Source organism: Streptomyces sp. NPDC054883, assembly GCF_053610645.1.
Window position 1 is genome coordinate 1 of the sequence record NZ_JBSGYT010000054.1, and the last position, 12507, is coordinate 12507.

8 protein-coding genes are annotated in these 12507 nt (G+C 71.8%); 2 read left to right on the forward strand and 6 right to left on the reverse strand.

Annotated elements, in window-relative coordinates; genetic code table 11:
* Positions 1–57: 57 nt before the first annotated feature.
* Together ACWGH1_RS29780 and ACWGH1_RS29785 are read right to left on the reverse strand one after the other, a co-directional pair.
* Positions 58–1305 (reverse strand): LolA family protein, encoded by a 1248-nt coding sequence (locus ACWGH1_RS29780; protein WP_453355032.1) that lies wholly within the window; start codon positions 1303–1305, stop codon positions 58–60.
* A 214-nt stretch (positions 1306–1519) separates the two neighbouring features.
* Positions 1520–2530, reverse strand: coding sequence for a polyprenyl synthetase family protein (locus tag ACWGH1_RS29785; RefSeq protein ID WP_453355031.1), 1011 nt, complete (start codon positions 2528–2530; stop codon positions 1520–1522).
* A gap of 281 nt (positions 2531–2811) precedes the next feature.
* Here ACWGH1_RS29785 and ACWGH1_RS29790 point away from each other — a divergent pair, with 281 nt between their 5' ends.
* Positions 2812–4884: a CocE/NonD family hydrolase gene (locus ACWGH1_RS29790; protein WP_453409171.1), complete on the forward strand. Its 2073-nt coding sequence runs from the start codon at positions 2812–2814 to the stop codon at positions 4882–4884.
* Between the two features lie 109 nt (positions 4885–4993).
* On the opposite strand, the gene ACWGH1_RS29795 is transcribed toward ACWGH1_RS29790, so the two are convergent.
* The gene (locus ACWGH1_RS29795) at positions 4994–5812 is read right to left on the reverse strand and encodes an HAD family hydrolase (RefSeq protein ID WP_453355029.1); all 819 of its coding nucleotides are present in this window, start codon (positions 5810–5812) and stop codon (positions 4994–4996) included.
* 140 nt (positions 5813–5952) lie between these two features.
* On the opposite strand from ACWGH1_RS29795, the gene fahA reads away from it, so the two are divergent.
* Positions 5953–7176, forward strand: coding sequence for a fumarylacetoacetase (fahA, locus tag ACWGH1_RS29800; RefSeq protein ID WP_453355028.1), 1224 nt, complete (start codon positions 5953–5955; stop codon positions 7174–7176).
* Positions 7177–7268: 92 nt separating this feature from the next.
* Here fahA and nuoN read toward each other — a convergent pair whose 3' ends face one another.
* From nuoN to nuoL, 3 genes are read right to left on the reverse strand one after another with little or no spacing between them, the layout of a single operon-like run.
* On the reverse strand, positions 7269–8915 hold the full coding sequence (gene nuoN, locus ACWGH1_RS29805; protein ID WP_453354438.1) for an NADH-quinone oxidoreductase subunit NuoN: 1647 nt from the start codon (positions 8913–8915) through the stop codon (positions 7269–7271).
* A gap of 5 nt (positions 8916–8920) precedes the next feature.
* Positions 8921–10555 (reverse strand): NADH-quinone oxidoreductase subunit M, encoded by a 1635-nt coding sequence (locus ACWGH1_RS29810; protein ID WP_453354432.1) that lies wholly within the window; start codon positions 10553–10555, stop codon positions 8921–8923.
* A 1-nt stretch (position 10556) separates the two neighbouring features.
* Positions 10557–12497, reverse strand: a complete 1941-nt coding sequence (gene nuoL / locus ACWGH1_RS29815; protein ID WP_453354433.1) for an NADH-quinone oxidoreductase subunit L — start codon at positions 12495–12497, stop codon at positions 10557–10559.
* Positions 12498–12507 lie beyond the last annotated feature (10 nt).

Below are 12507 nucleotides of genomic sequence, written 5' to 3' on the forward strand. Positions count from 1 at the left end.
GGCCCGGGACACAGTCCCGGGCCACCCTCGTGCGTCGTGCGGTTACTCGGCGCGCGGTTACTTGGCGGAGTTGGCCGTCTTCACCAGCGTGTCCTTGGTGACCGCGCCGACGTAGACCTTTCCGTCATCCGTGATCAGGGCGTTGACCAGGCGGGTCGAGAAGATCCGGCCCGAGCCGAACGACCCGGTGACCTTGTCCCCGAGGGAGTCGAGGAACTGCTTGGCCTCCTTCGGGGCGTCCTTGCCGTTGGCCGCGCCCTCGGCGTCCTTGAGGCCCTTGCCCCCGGGTACCGAGATCTGCGCGACCGACGCCCAGCCCTCGCCCAGCACCTTCACATCGCCCTTGCCGGCTCCGGCGGCCCCGCCCGTCAGGCCGTCCAGGCCGGGGAAGGACTCCAGGCCCTTCCACTGCTTGCCGTGGACGCCGCCCTGGCCGTCCTTGCCGTCCCCCTTGCCGTCCTTGCCGTGCCCGTCCGCGCCCTCGGTCACCTTCGCGCCCTTGGGCGCGGTGAAGGCGAAGGTGTCGGCGGCCGGCTTGGCGAAGTCCACCTTGGTGAAGCCCGCGTCCACGATCGGCTTGCCGCCCTGGCTGGACAGCAACTGCACGCGCAGCGGCACGCCGTTCTTGGCGTCCACGGCGATCTGCACCGAGCCGACCGTGGAGCCGGCCTGCTTGGGCTTGAGCACCAGCTGGTAGGCGTCCCGCCCGGCCACCTGGGCGGTGTCGCCCACGCTGACGTCGGTGGTGGGACCGGCGGCCTTGAGGGCCTCCTGCGCCATCTCCTGCGGCGAGGCCGGCATCCGCCCGCCCGCCTTGCGCTCGACGCCCGGGCCGGACTGGACGTCCTTCTCGTGGAAGACCTCGTTGGACTTGCTGTCGTACCCCCACACGTCCTTGCCGTTGTGGGTCAGGCTGTACTCGTCCTTGCCGTCGAGGAAGGTGAGCCTCTGCCGGTCCGGCCCGTCGGCCGCGACGCGGAACGTGTGCGTACCGTTCGCCAGCTGCGCGACCTTGTCCTGCGGGTCGGCGGAGCCGCCCGTGACACCGCCGCCCCGGCCGGCGAGCAGGCCGCCCGCGAGGGTCGGCAGCCCCAGGTCCGTGCTGACCTTGGCGCTGCCGGAGAGCTGCTGGACGTCCGAGGCCGCGATCTTCTCGATGAGCTGCTGGGCGGTCACCTTGGGCAGGTCCGGGTTCCCGGCGTTGGCGAAGGCCGGGACCATCGCGATGGTCGCGGCCGCCACGCCGAACACCGCGACCGGTACGGCGTACCGAGCGGCCTTGCGGGTCTTCGTGTTCGTTGCCATCTTGTCTGCCTGCCTCCGTAGATGCGTCGCGTCCACCCCCTGCCGCCACTCTCACCCGATCTGGTGGGGATGTGCCTCTATCTGACCAAAGGAGAGGGGCCTAAGGCGTCACTCCCCGGACTCAACTGGGCGTACAACCCAGGGATGACACGACACGGGCCCGGCACCCCCTGCCCGTAGGGGATGCCGGGCCCGTCGAAAGAGCCACCGGGACCTAGCCCGCGCGGTGGACCACCGCGTCGCACAGCTCTTCCAGAGCCGACTTGGCGAAGCACTCCGGGAGCGGGGCGAGCGTGGCCCGCGCGTCCTGCGCGTAGCGGACGGTGTCGCGGCGGGCCTGCTCCAGGGCGGGGTGCACGCGCAGCCGGGCCAGGGCCTCGGCGTGCCGCGCGTCGTCGCTCAGGTCGCCGTCCAGGAGCCGTACGAGGTCGAGGTCGTCGGGGTCGCGGTCCCGCTCCGCCATCTCGCGCAGGCGCAGGACGGGCAGGGTGGGGATGCCCTCGCGCAGGTCGGTGCCGGGGGTCTTGCCGGACTCGTGGGAGTCGGAGGCGATGTCGAGCACGTCGTCGGCGAGCTGGAAGGCGATGCCGAGCCGCTCGCCGTACTGGGTCAGGATGTCGACCACGGACTCGTCGGCGCCGGCCATCAGCGCGCCGAACCGGCCGGAGACGGCGATCAGCGAGCCGGTCTTGCCGGCCATGACGTCGAGGTAGTGGGCGACGGGGTCGCGGCCGTCGCGCGGGCCGGCCGTCTCCAGGATCTGGCCGGTCACCAGCCGCTCGAAGGCCTCGGCTTGGATGCGTACGGCCTCCGGGCCGAGGTCGGCCAGGATGTGCGAGGCGCGGGCGAAGAGGAAGTCACCCGTCAGGACGGCCACCGAGTTGCCCCAGCGGGTGTTGGCGCTCTCCACCCCGCGGCGTACGTCCGCCTCGTCCATGACGTCGTCGTGGTACAGGGTGGCCAGGTGGGTGAGTTCCACGACCACCGCGGACGGCACGATCCCGGGTGCGTAAGGGTCTCCGAAACGGGACGCGAGCAGCACCAGCAGGGGCCGGAACCGCTTGCCTCCGGCCCGCACCAAGTGCTGCGCGGCCTCGGTGATGAAGGGGACTTCGCTCTTGGTGGCCTCCAGCAGACCCGCCTCGACAGCGGCCAGTCCGGCCTGGACATCGGTCTCAAGAGCCTGGTCCCGCACGCTCAGTCCGAACGGCCCGACGACGGTCACGAGGGGTACTCCTGTCTGCTGACGATCACCTTGACGATCACATGGATTGTCGATGTGTCGCTGCCATCACTCAAGCCAGCGTATCCGGTCTGTTTTCGATCACCCAGAGCGCCTGCCCCGTCGCCACGCGCGCACCGCCCGATACACACCGGTATGTTCATCAGGAGCCGAAACGACTCGAAGATCGTGGTTCATCCAGAACTGTCACTGACATAGCCGAACGGACGGATCCGGAGGCGGCACCACGGCCCGGCCGGACCCGCTCACCAAGGCGGTTCCGCATGATCATCCGCACCGACTTCCCCTACGAGACCACCCGCGAGGATGTCCGGATCCCCATGCCCGACGGGGTCGGGCTGTACGCCCGGATCTGGCGCCCGGTCACCGACGAGCCGGTCCCGGCCCTGCTCGAATACCTGCCGTACCGCCTCACCGACCGGACCGCCGCGCGCGACCGGCAGCGCCACCCCTGGTACGCGGGCCACGGCTACGCCTCCGTACGGGTGGACGTGCGCGGCCACGGCTGCAGCGGCGGCGTGCCGGGCGACGCGTACGACGCGCGGGAACCCGCCGACGGCGTCGTGGTGGTCGAGTGGCTCGCGGCGCGGCCGTGGTGCACGGGGGCGGTCGGCGTGTCCGGGATCTCCCGGGGCGGCTCCACCGGCCTCCGGATCGCCGCGCTCGCCCCGCCGGCGCTCAAGGCCGTCGTCGCGGTCTGCTGCACCGACGACCCCTACGACAACGGCGGGCACTACCTGGGCGGCTCCGTCCTGGCCGAGGAGATGCACGCGCGGGCGGCCCGGGCGCTGGCCCTGGCCGCACTCCCCCCGGATCCCGGGTACGCCGGCGACGGCTGGCGGGAGCAGTGGCTCACCCGCCTGGAGGCCGTGGAACCGCCGGTGCACGCCTGGCTCTCGCACCAGACCCGCGACGCCTACTGGAAGCAGGGCGGCGTCCGCAAGGAGCACGGGAGCATCCGGGCGGCCGTACTGGCGGTCGGCGGCTGGCACGACCCCTCCCGGGACACCGTGCTGCGCCTGGTCGAGCACCTGCCGCGGGGCCGGGTCCGCGGGCTGATCGGGCCCTGGTCGCACCAGTACCCCGACCAGGGGCGGCCGCCGGGCCCGGCGATCGGCTTCCTCCAGGAGACCCTGCGCTGGTGGGACCACTGGCTCAAGGGCGAGGACAACGGGGTGATGGACGAGCCGCTGCTGCGCTCCTGGATCAGCGAGTCGCACCCGCCGGCCACCGTGTACGAGCGGATGGAGGGCCGCTGGGCCGGCGACGCCGCCTGGCCCTCGCCCTCGGTCGTGCCGGTCTCCTACGGTCTCCAGGGCGCCCCGGTGGCGGTCGCCTCCCCGCAGCACACCGGACTGGACTCCGGGCGGTTCCGGCCCGTCGGCAACGACGCGGACCTGCCGCCGGACCAGCGGGAGGAGGACGCGAAGTCGGCTTGCTTCGAGTTCCCGGTCGCGCCGGGCGAGCCGGTGGAGCTGCTGGGGCGGGCCCGGGTGACGCTGCGGCTGCGGATGGACGTCCCGTACGGGCAGGTGATCGCCCGGCTCTGCGACGTCGCGCCGGACGGGGCCTCGACGCTGGTCACGCGCGGCGCGCTGAACCTGTCGGCGCGCGGCGGGCGGGACCGGGCGGCGCCCTGGCCGGTGGGCTCGTACGAGGAGGTCGCCTTCGAGCTGAACGGCATCGGCTACGCGTTCCCGCCGGGCCACCGGATCCGGCTGGCGCTGTCCTCGGCGTACTGGCCGTGGGTCTGGCCGCGGGCCGGCTCGGAGGCGGGCTGGACCCTCGACCCGGCGGGCAGCACGCTGGAGTCGTGGGTCTGGCCGCGGGCCGGCTCGGAGGCGGGCTGGACCCTCGACCCGGCGGGCAGCACGCTGGAGCTGCCGTTGCGGACGGCGGGCCCGCTGGACGGCGGCATCGCCTTCGAGGCGCCGGAGCAGGCGGAGCCGCTGGGGGTCGTGTACCCGGCGACGCTGGACGAGCCGCGGCCGGAGCGGGTCGTCGTACGGGACGTCGCGCGCGGCACGTGGCGGCTGGAGGCCGACCCCTGCCGAGGCGGGACGCGGGTGTACCCGGACGGCCTGGAGTACGGGGAGGAGGCGGTGGAGGAGTACGTAATCCGGTCGGCGGACGCCCTGTCCGCGCGGGCCCGCTCGGACCGGCGGATCCGGCTGCACCGGCCGGAGTCGGGCTGGGAGGCCACGGTGGAGACCCGCTCGGAGGTCTCCTGCGATGCGGGCGGGTTCCTGACGTCGAACGAGGTGGTGTGCCGGGAGGGCGGCGAGGTGGTCTTCCACCGGACGTGGGAACGCCGCCTCCCGCGCACGGCGGGCTGACCGCCCCCGGGGGAGGCGGCCCGCCGGAACCGGCGCAGGCACCCGGCAGACACCGGCGGTCAGCGGCGGTCAGCGACAGGCACCGGCAGGCACCGGCAGGCACCGGCGGTCAGCGGAACAGGCGTTCCAGGACCACCGCGATGCCGTCGGCCTCGTTGGACAGCGTCACCTCGTCGGCCACCGCCACGAGTTCCCGGTGCGCGTCCGCCATCGCCACCCCGTACGCCGCCCAGCCGAACATCGGCACGTCGTTGGGCATGTCACCGAAGGCGATCGTGGCCGAGGCGGCGAGCCCGAGGACGTCCGCGGCCCGCGCGAGGCCGCTCGCCTTGTCGATGCCGGGCGGCTGGAGCTCCACCGTGTGCTCCCCCGCCATCGTCACGTTGACGAGGTCCCCGACCACCCCCCGTGCGACCCGGGTCAGTTCGTCGTCGTCCAGCTCCGGGTGCTGGAGCAGCACCTTGTTGATCGGCGCCGACCACAGGTCCGTCCGGCGCCGCACCCGGACCGTCGGCAGGTGCGGGTGCGGCATCCGGTAGCCCGGCCCTATCAGCATCTCCGCGTCCACCCCCTCCTGGTCGACCGCCACGTACACCTCGCCGATCTCCGCCTCGATCTTGCCGAGGGCGACCTCCGCCAGGCCGCGGTCCATGCACACGGAGTGCAGCAGGCGCCCGCGCGCCGCGTCGTACACCTGCGCGCCCTGCCCGCACACCGCGAGCCCCGTGTACCCGAGGCCGTCCAGGACGTGGCGTACCTGCGGGACCGGGCGGCCGGTCACGATGATGTGTTCGGCCCCGGCGGCGCGGGCTCGCGCGAGGGCGGTGTGGGAACGGGCCGAGACGGTGTCCCCGGCGCGCAGCAGAGTCCCGTCCAGGTCGGTGGCGATCAAGGCGAAGGGGAGGGCCGAAGGCGGGGCGGAAGTCACGGCGCAAGGATACGGACCCCTTTGGACAAGTCCTACAAATAGCGCCCGAATCCGGCCTCCCACACGTCCCATCAGCCACGTAACGTGTCAACGAGCCCCCGGGACACCCCCGGACCGCGTCGAAAGCGAGGCAGCAACCCATGCCCCAGCAGAGCCCCCTCGATGTCCCCGAGGGCGACCCGTTCGGACCGCACAACCTCCCCTACGGCGTGTTCTCCACCGCCGAGGACCCCCGGCGCCGGGTCGGTGTGCGGATCGGCGGCCACGTCCTGGACGCCGGAGCGGCCGCGCTCGCACTCGGTTCCCCCTACGCCGGGCTGCTCGGCCGGCCCTCCCTGAACCCGCTGCTCGCCGCGGGCCGCACCGCCTGGCGCGACGTACGGCGCGCGCTGACCGCCTGGGTGACCGACCCCGGCCACCGCGCGACGGTCGAACCGCACCTGACGCCGCTCGACGCCGTCACCCTGCACCTGCCGTACGAGGTCGCCGACTACGTCGACTTCTACGCGAGCGAGCACCACGCGACGAACGTCGGGAAGATCTTCCGCCCGGACGGTGACGCCCTCACCCCGAACTGGAAGCACCTGCCGATCGGTTACCACGGCCGCTCCGGCACCATCGTGGTCTCCGGCACCGACGTCGTACGCCCCTGCGGGCAGCGCAAGGCCCCCACCGACCCGGCGCCCGTCTTCGGCCCGAGCGTCAAGCTCGACATCGAGGCGGAGGTCGGCTTCGTCGTCGGCACCCCCTCCGAGCTGGGCCGCCCGGTCGCGCTCGGCGAGTTCGAGGACCACGTCTTCGGCCTGTTCCTCCTCAACGACTGGTCCGCGCGGGACGTCCAGGCCTGGGAGTACGTGCCGCTCGGCCCGTTCCTCGGCAAGTCGTTCGCCACCTCCGTCTCCGCCTGGGTCACCCCGCTGGAGGCCCTGGACGCCGCCCGGGTGGCCCCGCCCGCCCGGGACTTCCCGCTGCTGCCGTACCTGGACGACGCCGACGCCGACCGCCCCGGCGGCTTCGACCTGCGCATCACCGTCTCCATCAACGGGCAGGAGGTGGCCCGGCCGCCGTTCGCGTCGATGTACTGGACCGCCGCCCAGCAGCTGGCCCACATGACGGTCAACGGCGCCTCCCTGCGCACCGGTGACGTCTACGGCTCCGGCACCGTCAGCGGCCCCGAGACCGACCAGCGCGGCTCCCTGCTGGAGCTGACCTGGAACGGCCGCGACGCCATCGAGCTCGCCGACGGCAAGCGCACCTTCCTGGAGGACGGCGACACCGTCACCCTCACCGCCTGGGCGCCCGGCCCGCAGGGCAGCCGCGTCGGCCTCGGCGAGGTCACCGGCCGCATCGTCGCCTCCCGCTGACCCCGGCCGCGGTGGGCCACCGCTCCACCCCGGTCAACGCGCGGGCCCGGCCCCCCTCAGGGGAGCCGGGCCCGCGCTACACCGCGCACGCGCTACCGCACGAACGTACTCGCCTGACCCGCCAGGTCCAGGAAGTACTGCGGCGCCACACCCAGGACCAGGGTCACCGCCACGCCGACCGCGATCGTGGTCATCGTCAGCGGCGAGGGCACCGCCACCGTCGGGCCGTCGGCCTTCGGCTCGCTGAAGAACATCAGCACGATCACCCGGATGTAGAAGAACGCGGCGATCGCGGACGAGATCACACCGACCACGACCAGCACCCCGGCACCGCCCTCCGCAGCCGCCTTGAACACGGCGAACTTGCCGGTGAAGCCGGACGTGAGCGGGATGCCCGCGAAGGCCAGCAGGAACACCGCGAAGACCGCCGCGGTGAGCGGCGAACGACGGCCCAGCCCCGCCCACTTCGACAGGTGGGTGGCCTCGCCGCCCGCGTCCCGGACCAGCGTGACCACGGCGAACGCGCCGATCGTCACGAAGGAGTACGCACCCAGGTAGAACAGCACCGACTGGATGCCCGCGGCGGAGGTGGCGATCACACCGGCCAGGATGAAACCGGCGTGCGCGATCGAGGAGTAGGCCAGGAGCCGCTTGACGTCGGTCTGGGTCACGGCGATCACCGCGCCCGCCAGCATCGTGACGATCGCGACTCCCCACATCACCGGCCGCCAGTCCCAGCGCAGCCCCGGCAGCACCACGTACAGCAGGCGCAGCAGCGCGCCGAACGCCGCGACCTTGGTCGCCGCCGCCATGAAGCCGGTGACCGGCGTCGGGGCGCCCTGGTACACGTCCGGCGTCCACATGTGGAAGGGGACGGCGCCGACCTTGAACAGCAGGCCCATCAGGACCAGCGCGCCGCCGATGAGCAACAGCGCGTCGTTGCCCATGGTGGAGGCCAATGCCGGGTCGATCTTCGAGACCGTACCGTCCACCACGTCCGCGATCACCGCGTACGAGACGGAGCCGGCGTAGCCGTAGAGCAGCGCGATGCCGAACAGCAGGAACGCCGAGGAGAACGCCCCCAGCAGGAAGTACTTGACCGCCGCTTCCTGCGACATCAGCCGCTGCCGGCGGGCGAGGGCGCAGAGCAGGTACAGCGGCAGGGAGAAGACCTCCAGCGCGATGAACAGCGTCAGCAGGTCGTCCGCCGCCGGGAAGATCAGCATTCCGGAGATCGCGAACAGGGCCAGCGGGAAGACCTCGGTGGTGGTGAAACCGGCCTTGACGGCCGCCTTCTCGCTGTCGCTGCCGGGAACGGACGCCGCCTGCGCGGCGAAGGAGTCCACCCTGTTCCCGTGGGAGGCCGGGTCCAGGCGCCGCTCCGCGAAGGTGAACACGGCCACGATCGACGCCAGCAGGATGGTGCCCTGCAGGAACAGCGCCGGGCCGTCCACGGCGATCGCGCCCATGGCCGCGATGTGCGCCTTGGAGTTCCCGTACCCGCCGGCCGCGAGGCCGACGACCGCCGCGAAGGCCGCGGCCAGCGCGGCGACGGCGAGGAACACCTGCACGTGATAGCGGTACTTGCGCGCCACGAAGGCCTCGACGAGGACGCCGAGGACCGCCGCGCCCACCACGATCAGCGTGGGCGCGAGCTGCGCGTATTCGATGTGCGGGGCCGGGATCTTGGTGGCCGGGTCCGCGGCCGCCAGTGTCAGCAGGCCCTGGGCAGCAGTCAGCGTGCTCACTTCGCCGCCTCCCCGTTCTTCGCTTGGACGGCGACCTCGGGCTTGGGGTCCGTCTGCTTCACGTCCGACATGGTGTGCTTGACCGCCGGGTTGACGATCTCGGTCAGCGGCTTCGGGTACACGCCCAGCCCGATCAGCAGCGCGATCAGCGGGGCGACCACCAGGACCTCCCGCAGCCGCAGGTCCGGCATCGCGCGGACCTCTTCCTTCACCGGGCCGGTCATCGTGCGCTGGTAGAGCACCAGCGTGTACAGCGCGGCCAGCACGATGCCGAAGGTGGCGATGATGCCCACGACCGGGTACCGGGTGAACGTGCCGACCAGGACCAGGAACTCACTGACGAACGGCGCGAGCCCCGGCAGGGACAGCGTCGCGAGACTGCCGATGAGGAAGGTCCCGGCGAGCACCGGGGCCACCTTCTGCACGCCGCCGTAGTCGGCGATGAGCCGCGAGCCGCGCCGCGAGATCAGGAATCCGGCGACCAGCATCAGCGCCGCCGTGGAGATCCCGTGGTTGACCATGTACAGCGTCGCGCCCGACTGGCCCTGGGTGGTCATCGCGAAGATGCCCATGATGATGAAGCCGAAGTGCGAGATCGAGGCGTAGGCGATCAGCCGCTTTATGTCCCGCTGGCCGACGGCGAGCAGCGCCCCGTAGACGATGCTGACCAGGGCCAGGACGAGGATCACCGGCGTGGCCCACTTGCTGGCCTCGGGGAACAGCCCGAGGCAGAAGCGGAGCATCGCGAAGGTGCCGACCTTGTCGACGACCGCGGTGATCAGTACGGCGACCGGGGCGGTGGCCTCGCCCATCGCGTTCGGCAGCCAGGTGTGCAGCGGCCACAGCGGGGCCTTCACCGCGAAGGCGAAGAAGAAGCCGAGGAACAGCAGCCGTTCGGTGTTGGTCGCCATGTCGAGCGTGCCCGCGGCGCGGGCGGCGGTGATCTCCTGCAGGGAGAAGTTACCGGCGACCACGTAGAGACCGATGACGGCAGCCAGCATGATCAGGCCGCCGGCGAGGTTGTAGAGGAGGAACTTGACCGCCGCGTAGGAGCGTTGCGCGGCCGCGTTCTCCTCGGCCGTGGCCGCCCCGGCCGTGCCCGGCGCGGCGGTGGCCGACCGGGAGGAGGTGGCCCGGTCGCCGAAGCCGCCGATGAGGAAGTACATCGGGATGAGCATGGCTTCGAAGAAGATGTAGAAGAGGAAGACGTCGGTGGCCTCGAAGGAGATGATCACCATCGCCTCGACCAGCAGGATCAGGGCGAAGAAGCCCTGGGTCGGCCGCCAGCGCCGGCTCGTGGTCTCCAGGGGGTCTGCGTCGTGCCACCCGGCCATGATGATGAAGGGCATCAGCACGGCCGTGAGCGCGATCAGCGCCACCCCGATGCCGTCGACGCCCAGCTCGTAGCGGACCCCGAAGTCGGAGATCCAGGCGTGGGACTCGGTGAGCTGGTAGCGGGCGCCACCGGGCTCGAAGCGGACCGCGACGAGCACGGCCAGCGCCAGCGTCGCCAGGGAGACGAGCAGCGCGAGCCACTTGGCGGCGCCCCGACGGGCGGCCGGGACGGCCGCCGTCAGGATCGCGCCGACCGCGGGCACGACCGCCGTCACCGTCAGAAGCGGGAAACTCATCTCACACCGCCCTCATCAGCAGGGTCGCGGCGATGAGGATCGCCGTGCCCCCGAACATCGAGACCGCGTAGCTGCGGGCGTAGCCGTTCTGCAGCTTGCGCAGCCGGCCCGACAGTCCGCCGACCGAGGCGGCCGTCCCGTTGACCACCCCGTCGACCAGGCTGTGGTCGACGTACACGAGGGAGCGGGTCAGGTGCTCCCCGCCGCGCACCAGCACGACGTGGTTGAAGTCGTCCTGGAGCAGGTCGCGCCGGGCCGCCCGGGTGAGCCAGCTCCCCCGCGGGGCGACCACCGGGACGGGCTTGCGGCCGTACTGCACGTACGCGAGGCCCACGCCGATCAGCAGGACCACGACCGTGGAGGCCGTGATCGCCCCGGCGCCCAGCGGCGGGTTCCCGTGCTCGAAGGAGGTCACGGGCTCCAGCCACTTCACGAACGCCTCGTTGATGCTGAACAGGCCGCCGAGGAAGACGGAGCCGAAGGCCAGCACGATCATCGGCAGGGTCATGACCTTCGGGGATTCGTGCGGCTGCGGCAGCTGCCCGGCGCGGTGTTCGGCCGCGGGCTCGGCGCTCGGCACGGCGTCCGCGTCGGGCGCCGGCTGCCAGCGCTTCTCGCCGAAGAAGGTCAGCAGCATCACGCGGGTCATGTAGAAGGCGGTGATGGCGGCGCCCAACAGGGCCACCCCGCCCAGGATCCAGCCCTCGGTGCCGCCCTTGGCGAAGGCGGCTTCGATGATCTTGTCCTTGGACCAGAAGCCCGACAGGCCGGGGAAGCCGATGATGGCCAGGTAGCCGAGGCCGAAGGTGACGAAGGTGATCGGCATGTACTTCCGCAGGCCGCCGTACTTGCGCATGTCCACCTCGTCGTTCATCCCGTGCATCACGGAACCGGCGCCGAGGAAGAGACCCGCCTTGAAGAAGCCGTGCGTCACGAGGTGCATGATCGCGAAGACGTAGCCGATGGGCCCGAGACCGGCCGCCAGGATCATGTAGCCGATCTGCGACATCGTGGAGCCGGCGAGGGCCTTCTTGATGTCGTCCTTCGCGCAACCGACGATCGCACCGAAGAGCAGCGTCACCGCGCCGACCACGACGACCGCGGTCTGCGCGTCCGGTGCGGCGTTGAAGACCGCGCCGGAGCGGGTGATCAGGTACACGCCGGCGGTGACCATGGTGGCCGCGTGGATCAGGGCCGAGACGGGGGTCGGGCCCTCCATGGCGTCACCGAGCCAGGACTGGAGCGGCACCTGGGCCGACTTGCCGCAGGCGGCCAGCAGCAGCATCAGGGCGATCGCCGTCAGCTTGCCCTCGGACGCGCCGCCCACCGCGCCGAACACCGGCCCGAAGGCGAAGGTCCCGAAGGTGGTGAACATCAGCATGATCGCGATCGACAGGCCCATGTCGCCGACCCGGTTGACCAGGAAGGCCTTCTTCGCGGCGGTGGCCGCGCTGGGCTTGTGCTGCCAGAAGCCGATGAGCAGGTACGAGGCGAGGCCCACGCCCTCCCACCCGACGTACAGCAGGAGGTAGTTGTCGGCGAGGACCAGGAGCAGCATCGCCGCAAGGAACAGGTTCAGGTAGCCGAAGAAGCGGCGGCGCCGCTCGTCGTGCTCCATGTACCCGATCGAGTAGATGTGGATGAGGGTGCCGACGCCGGTGATCAGCAGCACGAAGGTCATCGACAGCTGGTCGAGCTGGAAGGCGACGTCCGCCTGGAAGCCCTCCACCGGGATCCAGCTGTACAGCCGCTGGTACACGGCGCGGTCGTCGCCGCCGCGCCCCAGCATGTCGGCGAACAGGGCCACGCCGATGCCGAAGGAGGCGGCGGCGAAGAGGGTGCCGAGCCAGTGGCCGGCCTTGTCGAGGCGGCGGCCGCCGCACAGCAGCACCGCCGCTCCGAGCAGGGGCGCCGCCACCAGCAGCGCAATCAGATTCTCCACTGTGAAGGCC

Coding starts and splice junctions, on each gene's coding strand:
- ACWGH1_RS29780 (WP_453355032.1), bottom strand. CDS start 1,305: ATGGCAACGAACACGAAGACCCGCAAGGCCGCTCGGTACGCCGTACCG.
- ACWGH1_RS29790 (WP_453409171.1), top strand. CDS start 2,812: ATGATCATCCGCACCGACTTCCCCTACGAGACCACCCGCGAGGATGTC.
- fahA (WP_453355028.1), top strand. CDS start 5,953: ATGCCCCAGCAGAGCCCCCTCGATGTCCCCGAGGGCGACCCGTTCGGA.
- ACWGH1_RS29810 (WP_453354432.1), bottom strand. CDS start 10,555: ATGAGTTTCCCGCTTCTGACGGTGACGGCGGTCGTGCCCGCGGTCGGC.